At 70.6% G+C, this 18,874-nt stretch carries 12 protein-coding genes and 1 pseudogene; 7 read left to right on the top strand and 6 right to left on the bottom strand.

Annotation, left to right across the window (positions count from 1 at the left end):
• Positions 1-206: 206 nt before the first annotated feature.
• From ACX114_RS35725 to ACX114_RS35740, 4 genes are all read left to right on the top strand, one after another.
• Positions 207-3,350, top strand: coding sequence for a DUF4175 family protein (locus ACX114_RS35725; RefSeq protein WP_459291837.1), 3,144 nt, complete (start codon positions 207-209; stop codon positions 3,348-3,350).
• Positions 3,347-5,125: a peptidase MA family metallohydrolase gene (locus ACX114_RS35730; protein WP_459291839.1), complete on the top strand. Its 1,779-nt coding sequence runs from the start codon at positions 3,347-3,349 to the stop codon at positions 5,123-5,125. Before ACX114_RS35725 ends, ACX114_RS35730 begins: the two co-directional genes overlap by 4 nt.
• Before the next feature lie 329 nt (positions 5,126-5,454).
• Positions 5,455-6,201, top strand: a complete 747-nt coding sequence (locus ACX114_RS35735) for a DUF4142 domain-containing protein (protein ID WP_459291841.1) — start codon at positions 5,455-5,457, stop codon at positions 6,199-6,201.
• Between the two features lie 80 nt (positions 6,202-6,281).
• The gene (locus tag ACX114_RS35740; protein WP_459291843.1) at positions 6,282-6,560 is read left to right on the top strand and encodes a hypothetical protein; all 279 of its coding nucleotides are present in this window, start codon (positions 6,282-6,284) and stop codon (positions 6,558-6,560) included.
• A 59-nt stretch (positions 6,561-6,619) separates the two neighbouring features.
• Here the strand turns inward: ACX114_RS35740 and ACX114_RS35745 are convergent, their stop codons facing one another.
• Positions 6,620-8,650: a S9 family peptidase gene (locus tag ACX114_RS35745; protein ID WP_459291845.1), complete on the bottom strand. Its 2,031-nt coding sequence runs from the start codon at positions 8,648-8,650 to the stop codon at positions 6,620-6,622.
• 183 nt (positions 8,651-8,833) lie between these two features.
• Here ACX114_RS35745 and ACX114_RS35750 point away from each other — a divergent pair.
• Positions 8,834-9,397 (top strand): annotated as a pseudogene (locus tag ACX114_RS35750) (DsbA family oxidoreductase); the annotation flags it as partial.
• Between the two features lie 6 nt (positions 9,398-9,403).
• Here the strand turns inward: ACX114_RS35750 and fliB are convergent.
• From fliB to ACX114_RS35765, 3 genes are read right to left on the bottom strand one after another with little or no spacing between them, the layout of a single operon-like run.
• Positions 9,404-10,657, bottom strand: coding sequence for a flagellin lysine-N-methylase (gene fliB / locus ACX114_RS35755; protein WP_459291847.1), 1,254 nt, complete (start codon positions 10,655-10,657; stop codon positions 9,404-9,406).
• 10 nt (positions 10,658-10,667) lie between these two features.
• A complete protein-coding gene (locus ACX114_RS35760) occupies positions 10,668-11,420 on the bottom strand; it encodes an Hsp70 family protein (RefSeq protein WP_459300373.1) in 753 nt (250 codons plus the stop codon).
• 2 nt (positions 11,421-11,422) lie between these two features.
• Entirely contained in the window at positions 11,423-14,602 is a 3,180-nt protein-coding gene (locus ACX114_RS35765; RefSeq protein ID WP_459291849.1) for a TIGR02266 family protein, read from the bottom strand.
• Positions 14,603-14,781: 179 nt separating this feature from the next.
• Between ACX114_RS35765 and ACX114_RS35770 the strand changes: the two genes are divergently transcribed.
• Positions 14,782-15,948 carry a hypothetical protein gene (locus ACX114_RS35770; protein WP_459291851.1) on the top strand — a complete coding sequence of 389 codons (1,167 nt, stop codon included), beginning with the start codon at positions 14,782-14,784 and terminating at the stop codon, positions 15,946-15,948.
• Here ACX114_RS35770 and ACX114_RS35775 read toward each other — a convergent pair.
• Both ACX114_RS35775 and ACX114_RS35780 read right to left on the bottom strand, forming a co-directional pair.
• Complete coding sequence (locus tag ACX114_RS35775; protein WP_459291853.1) at positions 15,899-16,882, bottom strand: alpha/beta hydrolase; 984 nt, start codon at positions 16,880-16,882, stop codon at positions 15,899-15,901. The two genes, ACX114_RS35770 and ACX114_RS35775, sit on opposite strands and share 50 nt — an antisense overlap.
• 44 nt (positions 16,883-16,926) lie before the next feature.
• A complete protein-coding gene (locus ACX114_RS35780; RefSeq protein ID WP_459291855.1) occupies positions 16,927-17,883 on the bottom strand; it encodes an NAD(P)-dependent alcohol dehydrogenase in 957 nt (318 codons plus the stop codon).
• Here ACX114_RS35780 and ACX114_RS35785 point away from each other — a divergent pair.
• The gene (locus tag ACX114_RS35785) at positions 17,882-18,868 is read left to right on the top strand and encodes a LysR family transcriptional regulator (RefSeq protein ID WP_459291857.1); all 987 of its coding nucleotides are present in this window, start codon (positions 17,882-17,884) and stop codon (positions 18,866-18,868) included. The genes ACX114_RS35780 and ACX114_RS35785 overlap by 2 nt on opposite strands.
• Positions 18,869-18,874: the final 6 nt, after the last annotated feature.

The following is an 18,874-nucleotide window of genomic DNA, read 5'->3' on the forward strand; positions in this document are numbered from 1 at the left end:
ACCGGACGGGGAGGGCCCGGGTCCCCCTTCCGCGTTGTCCCCAGAACCCTGCCGTCCGCCCCTCCTTCGTGCGGCGGACACAGGCGCCTTCCTTTCTGTCCTCCGCCCCGGCGATGCACGCGCGAAGACGGCGGGAGTGCGCCACAATTGGGAAATAGCCGGCCCCGCTCGGGGTTGGCTCGCGACCGACGAGCGGACAAGCCAGCGTGAACCTCGAGACACCGCAGAGCCCAGCCCCCGAGCTGCCGCCCCCGCCGCCTCCTCCGGCCCCGCCTCCCCAGGCCCGGCGCGAAGCGCGCTCCGGAGGCGTAGCGGAGCTGCTCGCCCAGGTGCGCGCCCGCCAGCGCCGCCAGCTCTGGGCCCAGGGCCTGCTGCTGGGCGCCGTCGCGGCCCTCGTGCTCCTGTTCGCCACGGGCCTCTTGGGCCGCGCGGTGCCGGGGCTCGCCCGGAGCCTCTTGTGGCTCGCCCTGCCCGTGGGCGCGGCGGTGGCGTACGTCTTCGGCGTCGTGCTCGCGCACCGGCAGGTGGGCGACGACGCGCGCACCGCCCGGCTCGTGGGCCAGCGCCGCCCGGAGCTGTCGCTGGACGTGCTCGCCGCGGTGGAGCTGTCGCGCGAGCGCCGTGAAGAGGCCGGCTGGTCCCCCCAGCTCGCGGACGCGTTCCTGCGGCAGATGGACGAGCGCGCCCGCACGGTGGACCCCGGGCTCGTGGTGGACCGCCAGCCGCTGCGCCGCGTGGCCATGGCGTGCGGCGGCGTGGTGCTGGCGCTCGCGGTGCTGATGTTCTTCGTGGGGGGCCGCTGGGCCGCGGGCTGGAAGCACCTGCGCGAGCAGGCCGCGCGTCCGGAGACCGCCGCGCAGGCGGAGCCCATCACCGGCGACATCGAGCTGACCTACCGCTACCCCGCGTACACCGGCCTCGCGCCGCGCACCGTGCCCGGCACCAACGGCGAGGTCAGCGCGCCCGCCGGCACCGAGGTCGCGCTGAAGACGCGCTCGGACCGTCCCATCGAGCGCGCGGAGATCGTGGTCAACGACCAGACGCTGCCCCTCACCGTCACCGGAGGCCGCGAGCTCACCGGCAGCTTCGTGGCGAAGCAGGGCGGCCACTACCACTTCGTCTTCTACGGCGCGCGCGCGAAGCCGCTCGCGGTGGGCCCGGACATCCCGCTCACCGTGGAGGCGGACAAGGCGCCCCAGGTGACGCTGCTCATCCCGTCCACGGAGATTGAAGTCGACCCTGGCCAGACGGTGACGCTCAAGTACGAGGCCACCGACGACTACGGCCTGTCCGGCCTGGCGCTGGTGTATCGCATGCCCGGCGCGAAGCAGGAGACGCGCGTGAACCTGCCGCGCGAGGACAGCCGCCGCAGCCGGGGCACCTTCAACTGGGACCTGGGCCCGCTCAAGCCCGCCCCCGGCGATCGCATCACCTACTACGTGGAGGCGAAGGACAACGACGCGGTGGAGGGCCCCAAGAAGGGCGTCAGCCGCACGCAGACCCTGCGCGTCTACAGCGCCGCCGAGCACCGCCGCGCCGCCCTGGAGAAGGCGGAGGTCCTGTGGGGCCGCCTCGTGGACCACCTGGCGGACCGCCTGGAGGGGCCCGACCGCGCGAAGCAGAAGGACGCGGCCGCGGTGGAGACCGCGAAGTCCGTGGACTCGAGCGGCCAGCAGCTCGCGGACGACTTCCGCGCGCAGGGCTCCGAGCTGTCGCGGGAGAAGGATGTGCCCAAGGAGATCATCTCCGCGCTCCTGAACATCGGCGGGGAGCTCAAGCGCAGCGTGGGCACCACCGCCGACTTCCGCCGCCTGTACCTGCGCACTCAGCGCGCGCGCGGCGAGGACTGGGGCACCGGCACCCGGCTCACCGCCGTGGTGGAGGACGAAATCGAGGGCCTGGAGCGCGACATCCTCTACCTGGAGTCCCTGCTGGACCGGCAGAAGCTGGAGGCGCTCCAGGAGCTGACGAAGCAGCTGGCCAACGAGCGCCGCGACCTGTCGCGCCTCATCGAGCAGTTCAAGGCCAACCCGGACGAGGCCGCGCGCGAGCAGGTGATGCAGCAGATCCAACAGCTCAAGTCGCGCATCCAGGAGCTGATGCAGCGCATGGCGGAGCTGCGCAAGGGCATCCGCGACGAGCACCTCAACGCCGAAGCGCTGTCGGAGATGATGCAGCAGGAGGACATGCAGGGCGCCATGGATGAAGTCGAGCGCCTGATGCAGGAGGGCAAGGCGGACGAGGCCCTGGCGAAGCTCCAGGAGCTGGGCATGCAGATGGACGAGATGCTCGAGTCCATGGACAAGTCCCAGGAGGACTTCGGCGCGGAGCAGTACCCGGAGCTGGCGGAGAAGTTCGGCAAGTTCATGGACGACCTGCAGGGCACCATGGACGAGCAGCAGAAGGTCGCGGAGCAGACGCGCGCCCTGCGCGACCAGGCCCGAAGCCAGAACCGCGACCGGCTCAAGGAGAAGGGCCAGGCCCTCAAGGACGAGCTCAACCGCAAGCTGAAGCAGGTGCAGGAGGACTACCAGAAGCTGGACCCGGGCCGGCTCAACAGCCGCGCGGCCCGTCCGCTGGAGGAGGCGCAGTCCGAGCTGCGCAACGTGGAGAACGCGCTCAAGGTGGATGACTTCGACCTGGCCGCGGAGTCCGCCGCGCGCGCCGAGGACGCCGCGCGCCAGCTGTCCAGCATGGGCGAGCAGCAGCGTCAGCTGGATGAGATGTTCGGCAACCCGCCCGAAGTGCGCCAGCAGTCCGCGAAGCTCGCGGAGCAGCTCAAGCGGGACGCGCGCGACGTGGCGGACGTGAGCCAGCAGTTGCAGAACCTCTTCCCGCCGCCGGGCTCGCAGCTGTCGCAGCAGGAGAAGCAGCAGCTCCAGCAGCTGGGCCAGCGCCAGCAGCAGTTGGAGCAGCGCGCGCAGGGCCTGCGCCAGCAGATGGAGGACATGGAGCAGACGGCGCCGCTGTTCGGCGAGGAGGCCGGCCAGCAGATGGATGAGATTGGCCAGCGCATGGGCGAGGCGTCCCAGCGCATGCAGGGCAAGGACCCCGGCCGCGGCTACGGCGAACAGCAGGCCGCCATGGAAGGCCTCAAGCGCTTCCAGCAGCAGATGCAGCAGAGCCAGAAGGGCCGCAAGGGCGGCCGCGGGCTGCCCATGCCCATGGGCTCCGGCCGCCGCCAGGAGGGCAACGGCCGCAACCCGCAGGACAAGGTGGAGCTGCCGGACGAGGACGCGTTCCAGGCGCCTCGCGAGTTCCGCAAGGACCTCTTGGACGCGATGAAGCAGGGCGCGCCGGAGAAGTACCGCGAGCAGGTGAAGCGCTACTACGAGGAGCTGGTGAAGTGAGCCGCCGCACGCACGCGACCATTCCCTGCCTGGGCCTCCTGTGCGCCCTCGTGCTCGCCGTCCCCACGGCCTTCGCGCAGCCCCCCGACGCGGCCCTCAAGGAAGAGGTGAAGCAGCGGCTGGGCAAGGTGGAGCAGTCGCTGGACGACTGGGACGTGGGAGGCGCCCGCCGCGAGCTGGCCGAGGTCGAGAAGCGCGTTCCCTCAGAGCTGGAGCCCCTGAAGTACTTCCAGGGGCGCGTGGCCTTCGAGGAGGGCCAGTACGAAGACGCGGTGACGCTGCTGGAAGGCGCCAACATCGAGGACAAGCCGGGCAGCTACCTGCGGCTCGCCAAGGACACGCGCACCATCGTCAAGGACCACCAGAAGGCGGAGAGCGAGCACTTCATCTTCTTCTACCCGAAGGGCAAGGAAGAGGTGCTGGTGCCCTACGCGCTGGAGACGCTGGAGTCCATCCACCGCGCGCTCGCGGAGGACCTGGGCTGGACGCCGCCGGGCAAGGTGCGCGTGGAGGTGGTGAACAACGCGCGCGAGCTGTCCCGCGTCAGCACGCTGACGGAGAAGCAGATCCGCACCACGGGCACCATCGCCATCTGCAAGTTCAACAAGCTGATGGTGACGAGCCCCAAGGCCGTGGCGCAGGGCTACGACTGGCAGGACACGCTGGCGCACGAGTACGTGCACCTGGTGGTCAGCCAGATGTCCCACAACACCGTGCCCATCTGGCTGCACGAGGGCCTGGCCAAGTTCCTGGAGTCGCGCTGGCGCGGCAAGGGCGGCCTGGCCATGACGCCATCCACGCAGGCGCTCCTGGGCAAGCGCGTGAAGGAGGACAAGCTCATCCCCTTCGAGAAGATGCACCCCTCCATCGCCATGCTGCCCACGGCGGAGGACGCGGCCACCGCGTTCGCGGAGGTGTTCTACGCCATCGACTACATCCACGGCACCAAGGGCACCGCGGGCCTGCGCACGCTGCTCCAGGAGCTGAAGGCGGGCCAGCCGGACAAGAAGGCGGTGGAGGCGGCGACGGGCATGCCCTTCCCCCTCTTCGAGAAGACCTGGCTGTCCTACGTGAAGAAGCAGCCCTTCCCGCAGGAGCTGGTGCCGCGCGACGACCGCGTGGTGCTCAAGGAGGACGCCAAGGGCGCTCAGAAGGACAGCGAGAAGAAGGGGCGTGAAATCTCCTTCGGCGGCTTCTCCGAGGTGACCGAGGTCCCCGCGCGCAAGTTCGCGCACCTGGGCGAGGTGCTGCGCGAGCGCAACCGGGTGAAGGCCGCCGCGGAGGAGTACGCGCGGGCGCACAAGCTGGTGGGCGACAAGTACGAGTCGGTGTCCAACAAGTTCGCGCTCGCGCTGCTGGAGCTGCGCCGGCTGGATGAGGCGGAGTCCGTGCTGCGCGGCTCGCTGCGCATGCACCCGGGCTCGCCCTCCACCAACGTGCACCTGGGCCGCATCCTGCTGTTCCGCAAGGACTACCCGAAGGCGAAGACGGCGTACCTGGAGGCGCTGGCCTCGGATCCGTTCGACCCGGAAATCCACGTGGCCCTCACGCGCATCCACGGCGCGCTGGGGGAGACGGCGCTCGCGTCGCGCACGCGCGTGGCCGCCGCCAACCTCACGGGCCTCAAGCCCGACGACGTGGACCGCGCCGCCCAGGCCTTCCTGCGCGCCGAGGACGAGCTGTCGGAGACGAAGAACGTCCCCGCCGGCACGCCCGACGCCCCGAAGCCGGCGCCGGCCCCCGAGCAGAAGGCCGCGCCGAAGCCCGCGAAGTAGCCCTCCTCCCCGGCTGCCAGCCAGCCAGGGCCCTACCTCCGTTCCCTTCCCTCCCTCCCGGGATGCCTAGCTTTCCGGGCACGAGGAGGACGGGATGGCGTTCCCAGACAGTCGTGCGGTGCTGAACGTCCGCTCCCGGTCCCGGGGTCAGTGGCGCTGTCCACTGGCGCACCGGTCCGCGGGCGCAACGTGAATTGGCACACGTCCTCCTCCCCACCCACTGGGTCCAGCGTCGCGCCCTGCTCCAAGGTGCGCCGCGCGGACCGGGTGTGTCCGGTCCACCGACTTGTCCCGCCTCACTCACGAGGCCCTGAAAAGGAGCTGCACCCATGAAGCGCACCCTGCACGGAGTCACCCTCGCCGCCGTCCTCTTCACCGGCGGCGTCTCGCTGGCCCAGAGCGCCACGCCCGCCACCCCCGCGCCCGGCGCCAAGACGGCCACCGCGCCCAAGGGCATGGTGGAGTTCAAGGGCTTCATGGCCCCGTCGGATCCGAAGGCCTTCCTGGAGCGCCTGCACCACATCAACCAGACGGAGATCAAGCAGGCCGAGCTCGCACAGAAGAACTCGCAGAACCCGGACGTGCAGAGCTACGCCAAGATGATGATCGACTCGCACACCACGGCCGACCAGAAGGTCATGGACTATGCGAAGTCGCAGAACATGAAGCTGGCGGAGATGCCCAAGCCCGCCAATGACATGGAGAAGAAGGCCATGGCCGCGGAGAAGGCGGACATGGACAAGCTCCAGTCGCTGAAGGGCGCGCCGTTCGACTCGTGTTACATGGCCGGCCAGGTGGGCGCGCATGACATGGCCATCGGCAAGGTGATGGCCGCGCAGCAGGGCATGAACGCCACGGGCGAGCTGGCCACGATGCTCACCAACCTCACCCAGGAGCTGCCCAAGCACCGCGACATGGCCTACCAGACGCTGGGCAAGCTGGATGATGCCATGGGCGTGGGCGGCGCCGGCATGCAGGGCGGCACCATGGACCACGGCTCCATGAACCACGGCGCCACCCCGCCGAGCACCACGCCCCCGAGCGGCTCCATGGGCGGTGCGACGAAGACGAAGTAATGCAGCAGCGGTGAAGCGTGGAAGCGCCTCCCCTGAAGTGCATTCACGGGAGGCGTCCTCCACGTGCATAGTGCCGGGCCATGTCCCGACTGATTGCCCTGGCCTCCTGTGTCTCCGTGCTGCTCCTCACCGGCTGCTCCAACGACGCCGACGCCATCTGCGACTACCGCAAGACGTGCTTCGACTCCGACCTGGATACCGGCAAGTGCGCCGAGAAGATTGGCGCCTGGGAGGACGAGAAGGAGAGCGAGCAGGACGACCGCCGCGAGCGCACCGCGGAGTGCTCGCAGTGCATCGCCGACCGCACCTGCGCGGAGGTCATCTCCAGCTGCATCGACGACTGCTTCGGCATTCCCTGATGCCTGGGTGAAACCCTGGGGCCTTGGGCCCCAGGGCTCACCTTCCGCCGGACTTCAAGCTACTTGCGCGTCCAGCGGTCCAGCCAGCCCAGCACCTCGTCGTGCCACTGGATGCTGTTCTGCGGCTTGAGCACCCAGTGGTTCTCGTCCGGGAAGTACAGGAAGCGGGACGGGATGCCTCGGCGCTGGAGCGCGGTGAAGGTGGCGATGCCCTGCGTGTCCACCACGCGGTAGTCCTTGCCACCGTGGATGACGAGCATGGGCGTCTTCCACTTCGCGACCTGGTTCACCGGGTTGAACTTCTCGTACGACTCCGGCTTCTCCCAGGGCAGCCCCTTGTGCTCCCACTCGGGGAACCACAGCTCCTCGGTGTCGTAGTAGGCGGCGCGCTCGTCGAAGATGCCGTCGTGGTTCACGAGGCACTGGAAGCCGTCCGCCCAGTTGCCGGCGATCCAGTTGATCATGTACCCGCCGTAGCTGCCGCCCAGCGCGCACCGCTTCGTCTTGTGGATGAAGGGGTACTTCTGGAGCGCGGCGTTCAGGCCCTTCTGCAGGTCCTCCAGCGGCTTGCCGCCCCAGTCTCCGGAGATGGAGTCCGTGAAGGCCTGGCCGTAGCCGGTGGAGCCGTGGAAGTCGATCATCACCGCCACGTAGCCGCGGCCCGCGTACACCTGCGGGTTCCACCGGTAATGGAAGTGGTTGCCGAAGCTGCCCTGCGGTCCGCCGTGGATGAGGAAGGCCAGCGGGTACTGGCGCTTCGGGTCGAAGTCCACGGGCTTCACCACGTAGCCATGCACCGTCTCGTTGTTCCAGCCCGGGAAGTTGAACTGCTCGAAGGCGCCGAACTTCAGGCCCGCGAGCGCGTCCTTGTTCACCTGGGTAAGCTGCCGCGCGCCGGTGCCATCCGCCTTCACCGCGTACAGGTCCGCCGGCGAGTCCAGGTCATCCATCGCGTAGACGACCTGGCCGTCCGCCGCGGGCTGGGCGCCGTCCGCGCTGCCGCCCTTCGTGAGGGCGCGCGGCTTGCCGGTGGCCACGTCCAGGGCGAACACGGTGCCCTGCCCCACGTCATTGGCCGTGGTGTAGAGCGTGGCGCCGTCCTTGCTCCACGCGAGCGAGCCGGCGGAGCGGTCCCAGTCCTGGGTCAGCACGCGCTCCTGGCCGCCCGGCCACGTGCGCAGGATGACGCGGTAGCGGTCGGCCTCGAAGCCGGGGCGGGACATGGCCACGTACGCGAGCGTCTTGCCGTCCGGGCTGAACACGGGGCTCGTGTCCGTGGCGCGGTTCTTCTCCGTGAGCTTGCGCGGCTTCGTCTTGCCGTCGACGGGCGCGAGGAACAGGTCCAGGTCGGTGGACCACGACTCGGTGGGGCCCACGTCGCGCGCGGCGAAGACGATGCCCTTGCCGTCCGGCGTGAAGGTGAACTCCTCCGCGCCGCCAAAGGGCTTGCTGGGCGCGTCCGCGTCCATGCCCTTCATCACGTCCACGGCCGTGCCGCCAGCCACGGGGACGACGAACAGGTGCGAGCGCGTGCCGTCCTTCCAGGTGTCCCAGTGGCGGGCGAAGAGCTGATCATACGCGCGGCCGGTGGTCTTCTTCTTGGAGGCCTCCGCGGCGCGCTGGGTGTTGCACGCGAGGTCCGCGCAGTCAGGGCGCGCGTCCAGCGCCACCGCGAGCTGCTGGCCGTCACGCGACAGCGCGAAGCTGTTCACGTCCAGCGGCAGCTTCGTGACGGGGAGCGGCTCGCCGCCGTCCAGGGGCAGGCGCCACACCTGCGAGGAGCCGCCGCGCGACGACAGGAAGAAGAGGCTCTTGCCGTCCGGGACCCAGACGGGGTCGCTGTCGCTGCTCGGGTCCGAGGTGAGCTGGCGCGGCGCGGAGCCATCCAGATTGACGAGCCACAGGTCGGTGCGGCCGCGGTTCGCCTCCAGGTCGGTGGAGCGCAGGACGTAGGCGACCTGGCGGCCGTCGGGAGAGACGCGCGGGCTGCTGAGCCGGCGCAGCGTGACCAGGTCCTGTTGATTGAACGGATGCGGCGCGGACGCGGGATTCGCGCCGAGCGCCAGGGCCGCGAGGAGCGACAGGGGCACGGGTGGATTCCTCCGGAGAGATGGAACCCGGACCGTGCCCTCGGCAGGACGCACTGTCCACCGATGGATGCGGGCCCGGGTGGAATGGGTGGAAGGCCCTGACGCGCGGTGCTAGAGATTCAGCCCATGAGCGCACCCATCGTTGTCCACATCTGGTCCGACTTCGTTTGACCCTGGTGTTACGTCGGCCTCGGTGAGGTCGAGAAGCTGAAGAAGGAATACGACGTCCAGGTGGAGTGGCACCCCTACTTCCTGCGCCCGGAGACACCTCCGGAAGGGCTGCCGTTGCCCGAGTACGTGCGCCAGGGGATGAAGGACCCCAACAATCCGCTGAAGCTCCGAGCCGCGAAGGCCGGGCTGACGATGGTGCAGCGGGACATCATCCCGTCCACGCGCCGGGCGCACGAGGCGGCGGAGTACGCGCGCGCTCAAGGCAGGCTGGAGCCCTTCCAGGCGGCCATCCTGCGGCGCTACTGGAGTGAGGGTCAGGACCTCTGGCAGTGGGACACGCTGCGGGCCGCGGGCGTGGAGGCCGGGTTGGATCCGGACGAGCTCCAGCGCGTGGTGGAGGAAGGCCGCTACCGGCAGGTGGTGGAGGAGTCCGTGCGCGAGGCCCAGGAGATGGGCATCCGCGCGGTGCCCACCTTCATCCTGGGTGACCGGCTGGCCATCCAGGGCGCGCACGAATACCCGTCGTTCCAGCGGGCCATGCAGCAGTTGGGCGCGAAGCCGAAGCAGCAGGGCTGACGGGAGCTACAGGCCCTTCACCAGGATGAGCAGCCGCGCGAAGGTCTCCGGACCTTCGCCGGCCAGCCCCTTCGCGAAGTCCAGGAACGTGGGCGCCTGCTCCACGTGCTTGGCGACGACCTGGAACGCCTCCACGGCGGCGGCGTCCAGCGCGGCCACGGGTGTGCCAGGAGCCTCCAGCAGTGCCACCACGGCCGGGTGCCCGAGCAGCACCCAGCGAACGACAGAGGCGCGCAGCACGAGCAGGAACACGGCGTTCAGGAGGCTGTCGGCCTCGGTGAACGGGTGGCGCAGGACGTGGTTCAGCGCGTGGTGCAGGAAGTACTGGTGCACGCGCTCGCCATGCAGGGACTCCAGTGCGGAGCGCCGCGCGGCATGGAGTTCCCACGCCTGGTCGGGATGCGTCTCCGCGCCACCGTAGGACGCGCGCACGGCGTCCATGAGCGAGAGGAAGCGCGGGCTGCTCACGGCGGCCTCGCGTGAACGGAGCACGGCGGCGCAGATGCCGGCCCACGGGCCACCGGGCAACTCCAGCGCTTCGAGCTGCGCGCTCAGGGACGCGAGCGTGTCCGCGGATTCGTACTCGCGCAGGACATGCGCGAGCCGCTCTGTCTCCGCGGAACCGAACGCCGTCGTCCCCGGGAAGTAGAAGTCGCCCAGGTCCAGGGCCATGCGGCCCAGCGCGTACAGCCTCGCGGCGTACGGGACCTCGCGGCGGTTCAAGAGCCGCAGCATCGCTTCGCGCACGGTGTCCGCGTGGGCCGTCCACGCGTCGTCTCCGGCCGCCACCTGCCGCGCGACCTGTGGGCGCAGGGCCTGTTCCTCGGGCACGGGCTCGCGCACCAGCGCGTCCTCCGCCAACAGGCACAGGCGCGCTGTCTCCGGACACGCGAGCGACCCGGCCATCTCCACCTGCGCGCCCCAGCGCGTGAGCACTCGCGGGAAGACGGAGCAGCCGTCCGGCAACACCGCTTCACCGTACCGGCGCTGGAGCGAGCACAGCTTCGCTTCGTCCAGGAAGGCGCAGTGTCCGTCCGCGCGCTTGCCCAGGATGCCCGCCTGCTGGCCCGTGGCGCCGTCCGGGTTCGGCGCAATCAGCGCCGCGACGCGCGCTTCGTCCGGTGTGCCCGCGACCTTCTGGCGCAACAGGCTCCAGCGCGACTCGCTGATGGGCACCGTCAGCCCCGCGCAGCAGGTGTCCTCGCACGCTTCCGCGATGCAACGGAAGCGCGCCATGTAGCGGGGGGCGGAGGCGGTCATGAGGCCCAGTCTACTTGCGGCCCAGCGCCTTCTTCACGAATCCCCAGAAGCGGCCCGCGCGATCCTTCAGGTCCGCGCCCCGGCGCTCCTCGGCGGCGCTCACCGCCTCCTTGCTCACCTGGAGCTGCCTCTGGAGCTCCTCCGGCGAGTAGCGCGTGGCGAGCGTCGCCTTGACCTCCTTGCGCGTCGAATACTCACGCGCCTCCACGTGCAGCACGCATTCGGAGTCGAGCTTGAGCGTCACCGCCACGCGCACGGAGCCCTTGGGGCCCTTCGGCAGGCCTTCCATGCGCACGGTGCCCAGGTACTCGTTGGCGGAGATGTGGTTGTCCTCGCCCTGGAAGACGGACAGCTCCATCCGCTCTTCGTTGTCCTGCGACGTGCTGATGGCGAACGAGCGCTGCGTGGGCAGCGGGCTGTTGCGCTCGATGACGCGCTTGAAGCCGCCGCCGGGCATGGCCACGCCAATGGTCATGGGCAGCACGTCGATGAGCACCACGCTGCTCACCTTGTCCACCGAGCCCGAGTACAGCGCCGCGCCCAACGCCACGGCCTCGTCCGCGTTGACGCTCGCCTGCGCGTTCTTGCTGAACAGGCCCTTGAGCTTGTCGCGCACCAGCGGCATGCGGCTCATGCCGCCCACCAGGATGATGTCGTCCACCTCCGAGGCCTTCAGCTTGGCGTCCAGGAGCACGTCGCGCACCACGTCGATGGTGCGGTTGAGCAGCGGGTCGCAGATCTTCTCTAGGTCCTGGCGCGACATGGTCACGCGCAGGTCCCGGGGGCGTCCGCGTCGTCCATCATCAACATGGGGATGTGGACTTCGAACGTGCTGCGCTCGGACAGCGCCATCTTCGCGCGCTCGGCGGCGTCGCCCACGCGCGACAGGGCGATGCCGTCTCCGTTGAACGCGATGCCTTCCTTCTCCTGGAAGCGCTCCAGGAGGAAGTCGACGATGAGGTTGTCGAAGTCGATACCGCCCAGGAAGATGTCGCCGCCGGTGCCCAGCACCTCGAAGACGTTCTTCTCGATGCGCAGGATGGTCGCGTCGAAGGTGCCGCCGCCCAGGTCGTAGACGAGCACCTTCTTGTTGAGCTCGCGGTTGAGGCCGTACGCGAGCGCCGCGGACGTGGGCTCGTTGAGGATGCGCTCCACCTTGAGGCCGGCCATCGCGCCGGCCTTGCGGACCGCTTCACGCTGGGGCTCCGAGTAGTAGGCCGGCACCGTCACCACGGCGCGCTCCACCTTCTGGTTGAGGTGGGTTTCGGCCATCTCCTTGCACTCGCGCAGGATGATGCCCTGCACCTCTTCCAGCGACAGCACGTCGTTGCCCAGGCGCACGGCGGCGCGGCCGGCGGCGTCGGGGGTGATTTCGTAGTGGAAGCGCTCGCGCACCTGCTTCACCACGGCGCTGTCGTAGGGGCGGCCCACCAGGCGCTTCGCGCCGTAGATGGTGTGCGTGGGCCGCAGCACGAGCTGGTTCTTCGCGCGGTGGCTGACGAGCAGCTTGTTCTGCGCGCTCAGCGAGATGACGGACGGGATGGTGTTGTAGCCCTCGCGCGAGCGGAGCACGACGGGACGGCCGTTGGACAGGAGCGCCACGCAGGAGTTGGTGGTGCCCAGGTCGATGCCGATGACCGGCCCCGTGCCGGCCAGCGTCTGCGGCGGCGTGAGGTAGATGGGGCGCACCTGGCCGTTGGCGTCCAGGGCCGGGGGCGTGGGTGCCACCGGCGCGGCGGCGGGCGCGAGCGTCGCGGGGGCTACCGGAGCAGCGGGCGCGGGCGGGGCTTGGCGCACGGAGGGAGGAAGCACGCTCGGCGGCGGCTGTGGCGGCGGAGGGGCCACGGGCCGCGCGGCGGGACGTCCCACGGAGGACACGGGCTCGCGCGCGAGCTCCAGCGGTCCGTCGTCGTCGATGGACAGGTCCAGGTCGAACTCGGCGCTGCCGCCGGACGGACGCTGCGGCGCGGGAGGCTGCGGCGGAACGGCGCGGCCCCAGGACGACGCCGGTTCCTGGGAGAGGCCGGGCGCCGAGGGACGGTTGGCGAAGGAGCCGGGCTCCAACGGCAGCTCACCGGGAGCGTGTGCCGAGGGACGGCCCGCCACGGATCCAGGTTCGCGGCCCAGCCCCGGAGCACGGCCCGCCGCGGATCCAGGCTCCAGTCCCAGGCCCGGCACGGCAGGACGTCCGGCGGCGGATCCGGGCTCACGCCCCAGGCCCGGCGTGGCGGCACGACCGCCAGAGGAGAGCGGCTCCAGTCCCAGGCCTGGCGCGGCGGGGCGACCACCAGAAGAGCGAGGCTCAAGCCCCAGACCCGGCGCGGCGGTGCGACCTCCAGAGGAAAGCGGCTCCAGGCCCAGACCCGGCGCGGCAGGGCGACCACCAGAAGAGCGAGGCTCAAGGCCCAGGCCCGGCGCCGCCGGACGACCGCCAGAAGAGCGAGGCTCCAGGCCCAGGCCCGGCGCGGCGGAACGGCCAGCGGCGGATCCCGGCTCCAGCCCCAGCCCCGGCGCGGCACGGCCGGTGGCGGAGCCAGGTTCACGCCCCAGCCCCGGCGCACGTCCAGCGGCGGAGCCCGGCTCGAGTCCCAGACCCGGCGCGGCACGGCCCGCCGCGGATCCAGGCTCGCGCCCAAGTCCAGGCGCGCGACCGGCGGCGGATCCAGGCTCGCGCCCAAGTCCCGGCGCACGGCCAGCAGCGGAGCCAGGCTCACGCCCCAGCCCCGGCGCGGCGGCACGGCCGGGCGAGGACGCGGGCTCACGCCCCAACGGACGCTGACGGCCCGGCGAGGACGTGGGCTCGCGCGCCAACTCCAGCGGCGCGTCGTCATCCAGGGAGGACAGGTCGAAGTCGAACTCGGCGCTGCCGCCAGAGGGCTGCGCGGGTGCCACCGGTGGCGCCACGGGCATCGCGGCGGGCGGAGGCGGAGGGGCCGCGCGCTGCACGGGCACCGGAGGCACCGGCGCGGCGCGAGGCGGCGGCTCGGGGGAGACATCCGAGAAATCCAGCTCGAACCCACCCGCGTCGCCCGAAGCCGCGCCGTCCTCCACGGAGAGCCCCACTTCGATGGGCACCTCCTCCAGCGGCTCGCCCATCGCGATGGGCTCTCCCACGACCGGAGCCTCGAACTCGAAGTCGAGCCCCGGCAGCGGCTCGTCGCTTCCCGACAGCACGCCCTGCACGGTGGGCGGAGGCGTCCCCGCGATGAGCTCATCCAGCGGGATGTCCACGTCGTTCGCGGAGTCCGCCTGCGCCAGCCCCATGTCCTCGTCGGGCGAGCCCAACGAGAACGGCTCGTCCGCGCCGCCCAGGGATAGCGGCTCGTCCGCGCCAGGCGCGGGACTGGACGGGGCATCCAGATCATCGAACAGCGAATCGAGCGCGGCACCACCCGCCGCGGGCTGCGCGGGCGGCGCGACAGCCGCGGGACGCGCGGGGGCAGCGGCGGGCCGGGGCGCGGCGGCAACCGGCGGCGCGGCCACGGGCGGACGCACCGGCGCGATGCCCGGCGTCGTCAACGGCGCGATGCCTGGCGCTGCCAACGGCGCGATGCCCGGCGCGACCACCGGAGCAATGGACGGCAGCGGCGCGGCCGGCGCGGCACCGCCACCCGGCTTGCGCTGGAGCATCAGGTCCACGAGCGCGCGGCTCGCGGTGTCCAGCTCCTGGAACTGCAACCCCATGCCCGGAGGCCCCGCGGGGTCGTTCACATCGCGCACCCAGCGCACGGTCGCGGTGCCCTGGAGCACGCGCACGCCGTTGGCGATCTGAACATCGAAGCGCACGGGCGTGCCCACCGGCTGCGGCGTGCGCGAGCGGATGAACATGCCCCCGGGGCTGATGTTGGTGGCGAACTCCTCGGTGAAGCTCCCCACGGTCTCATGCTTGAGCTTCACCAACAGACCGACCGACTTGCGGTCCGAGGTACGCCGACCTTGATCCATGGTTCAGCACTGTCGCGTCCGGGGGCCATTCCCTCAAGGGGGTTCTGGCCCCCTGCCCGTCCGGCCGGTGCCCGTTCGAGACCTCCAGGTGCGCATCTGACTTACGTGTATGTCCCCGCTATCCTGGGACTTCGTTTCCCCCAGGAAGAAGTCCGGGTCCACCGGACGGGAGTCCCCCGATGAACGCGGTCCCCCATTTCGCCCCGGCTCCCCTGCATGCGCGGTGGTTGGTGGACCGACGGCATGACCTGCTCTCCACGGTGGGCGGACTGGGCGCGAGCCTGGCGCTGATGGCGTTGCACGTGCTGGGGGGCGTGAGCGGGCCGCCGCTGTGGTGGGCGTGGGTGCTGCTCTTGGACGGGCCGCACCTGTTCGCGACGGTGTCGCGCACGTACCTGGACGCTCGGGAGCGGAAGGCGCGAGCCCGGCTGCTCTGGGGCAGCCTGGCGTGGTTCGCGGCGGGGCCGGCGGTGTTCGCGGCGTCGGTGCTGTCCGGGCAGCGGTGGCCGTTCGCGGTGTTCGTGACGCTGGCGGCGCTGTGGGCGTACTGGCACGTGGTGCGGCAGCACTACGGCATCATGGTGCTCTACCAGCGCAAGGCCGGAGAGCGGGACGCGTGGGACCGGCGGCTGGACAGCGTGACCCTGTACGTGGGGCTGCTCGCGCCGTTCGTGGCGTTCGCGCTGACGCATCCGGGAGCGCGGCGCCGGTTGGGGCTGATGGCGGAGCCGACCTGGGAGGTCGGGGTGGCGCACGCGTGCTTCGCGTTGGTGCTCGCGGTGGTGGGGGTGCTGGCGGCGAGGCAGGTGTGGCGGTGGCGCCGGGGGCTGGGGGTGAACGGGCCCAAGTTGTTGATGCTGGGCGCGGCGCTGGGGCTGACGTCGCTGGTGTTCTGGCCGTCGGTGTCGCGGCGGATGGACTTCCTGATGTTCACCGTGGCGGTGACAGCGTTCCACAACGTGCAGTACCACGGCATCGTCTGGTTCTTTCACCGCAACCGCTACCACGCGGAAGGTGTGGACCGGACCGCGTTCGGCTGGGCGCCGAAGGTGAGCCAGCGCTTCATCCTCTACGCGCTCTGCGGGCTCGCGTTCACGCTGGTGTACCGGACACTGGGCTGCGGCATGGGCGTGCACCCGGGCTGCGGCGCGTTCGACACGAAGCTGGCGCTGGGAAGCAGTGGGCTCACGCTGCGCGACCTGATGGAAGGCTTCATCTGGGGCTTCGCGCTGCACCACTACTTCCTGGACCAGTACATCTGGCGCGTGCGCAAGGACGCGGGGCTGAACCAGGACCTCAAGCTGGGGATGGCGCCCGCTGGGTCGGCGCACGGAGCGCACGGGTGAGCGCGTCGTTCAGCTCGCGCTTGAAGCTCGTGGTCATCCAGGCGTTCGGGATGGCGTCGAAGCCGTGGATGGCCCCGGGGTAGACGTGGAGCTCCACCGGGACTCCCGCGCGGGAGAGGCGGCGGGCGTAGTCCATGGACTCGTCGAAGAAGACGTCGAGCGAGCCCACCGCGATGAAGGCGGGAGGCAGGTGCGAGACGTCCTGGCCGAGCGACGCCGAGAAGTGTCCGGCGCGGGAGTCGGTCGGAACGTAGTCCCCGCGCAGGGACTCCCAGCCGAAGCGGGTGTGCGCACGCGTCCATGAGAATTCGCCCGTTGTCGGGTTGGGGTCCACTTCCAGGGCCGTCCCCGTACGGGCGTCGAGCATGGGGTAGATGAGGATCTGCGCCGCGGGCCGTGGCCCGTTGTCATCGCGAGTGAACTGCGCCAGCGAGGCGGCCAGCCCGCCACCCGCGCTCTGCCCCATGAGGACGATTCGCGACGGGTCGATGCCGAGCGACGCGGCATTCGCGTGGACCCAGCGCAGCGCCGCGTAGGCGTCTTCGATGGGCCCCGGGAACGGCACTTCCGGCGCGAGGCGGTAGTCAACCGAGACGACGACGGTGTCGTGCGCGAGCGCGAGCTCGGCGTCGAAGCCCTCGCCCATGGCGGCGGTGCCCATCACCATGCCGCCGCCGTGCAGGAACAGCACGGCGGGGCGGGGCGTCGTGCTCTGGCCCGGCGGCGTCTGGATGACGAGCCGGACGTCGGGCGCTCCGTTTCGCCCGGGGATGCGCACCTCGCTGCGGAGCGCGGTGCTCTGGGGCGCGATGGACGAGATCATCTGGTCCATGAACGTGCGGCCGTCCGCGAGGTTTTCGCGGGAGAGCCCCGGGAGGAACGGGTGGGCAATGAGAGGGAGGAGGGACGGATCGACGAGATGACGCGTGGACATGGGTGACTCCTGGATGCGGCGGTGTGTGGGGTTGCGATGGGTTTTCAATGCGAGGAGGCCGCGCGGATGACGACCTTGCCGATGACGCCCCCTCGCTCGGACCGCTCGAATGCGCCTCGGGCGTCGGACAGCTCGAACACCTCCACGGGAGGAGGGAGGAGCTCCCGGGTCTGGAACTTCTCCGCGAGCTCCGCGAGGTCCTTGGCGGACGGCCTGGTGACGAGCAGCAATTGCTTCTGGCGACGAAAAGGACCGAGCAGGGTGGAGGCGAGGAGCGACGCGGGGGACGGCTCGAATCCCACGTGCCTGCCGTGAGGCGTGAGGAGGCCACGCGCCTCGGTGAAGGACAGCTTCGTGCTCAGGTCGAAGACGACGTCGAAACGCTCACCGAGCATCGAGAGCGGCCGGGCGCGATAGTCGTGGACCACCTGGGCGCCGTACTGCCGTGCCACGGCCAGGCCGGCGGCGGACGTAACGGCGGTGACGTGCGCGCCCCGCGCCCGGGCGAGCTGAATCAACATCAGCCCCACGCCACCCGTCGCGCCGTTGACGAGGACTCGCTCGCCGGGAGCGACACGCGCGACGTCACGCAATGCTTGAAGCGCCGCGAGCCCCACCATCGAGACCGCCGCGGCCCCGACGTCATCGAGCCCTGACGGAACCCTGGCGACGGAGTTCGCCGCGACCGTGATGAGCCCGGCGAGCGTTCCCTCCCGCATGCTTCCGGGGAAGCCGAACACGCGGTCTCCGACCGAGAAACCCTCGACGCCCGCGCCCACCTCCTCGACGACGCCAGCGAAGTCCGAGCCGGGGGACTTCGGGAAGCGAGCACCGCTGAGCAACTTCAGCGCGCCACGCCGGATCTTCCCGTCGATGGGGTTCACCGAGACGGCTCGGACGCGGATGAGCAGGTGGTGGGCGCGGACGCGGGGCGCCGGCTGCTGGGTGTGCTGCAGGACTTCGGGACCGCCGAAGCGGCTGTAGGTGAGTGCGTTGTTCATGGCCCTCAAGCTACGGGGCGGCATGAATTCGCGGAACTTGATGGTGGGAAGCCCTATTGTTCATGCCGTGAAACTCTCAGCCTTCGACCTGAACCATGTGCGCGCGCTCCACCACCTCCTCGAGGAGGCTCACGTCACACGCGCTGCGAAGAAGCTGGGAATCACGCCCGCGGCGGCGAGCAATGCCTTGCACCGGCTGCGCGTCGACTTCGACGACCCGCTCCTGGTCCGCAACGGAAGGTCGCTCGTGCGAACGCAGCGGGCCGAGGAACTTCGCGCGCCTGCCAAGGAGGTGATGCTGGCGGCCGGGCGGCTGTTCGACCAGGGGCGTCCCTTCGACCCGGCGACCGCGACCTGGGACATCTACGTGACGACGTCAGACCGCGTCGCGGAGCTGCTCCTGCCGACGCTCGACCGTCTTCTCTCCGCGCGTGCTCCCGGGGCTCTGCTCACGCTCCGGACGCAGACGCCAGACGTGGGGGCGTTCCTGCGTGAACACGGTGGGATCGCCATCGTCCCGGATATCGCCAAGGAGCGGGACCTACGCTCGCAGCGCCTGTTCGTCGACGACTTCGTCTGCGTCATGCGCGGGGCGCATCCCCTCGCCACCGGGCGCATGTCCCTGAAGCGGTTCACCGAGTGGGAGCACGTCCTGGTTGCCCCACTCGCGCAGTCGCGCCGTGGCGGCATTGACGTGCTCTTGGAGAAGGAGGGGTTCTCGCGTCGCGTGACGCGCGTGGTGACCACGTTCTCCCTGGCACTGCCGCTCGTTCTAGGCTCGGACCGGCTCGCCGTCCTTCCGCGCAGCTTCGCCTCCGCGCACGCGAAGGCACTCGGGCTCGCGCTTCGGCCTCTACCTGTCCCCATGCCTCCCATCGAGATGCTCCTGGCCTGGCATCTGGGGAACGAGGGTGACCCGAAGCACGCATGGCTCCGCGGACTCGTACAGGACTCAGCACGAGCCGCGGGCCTGGCGACCGCGTAACCTCAA

Source organism: Corallococcus sp. M7, from assembly GCF_054512695.1.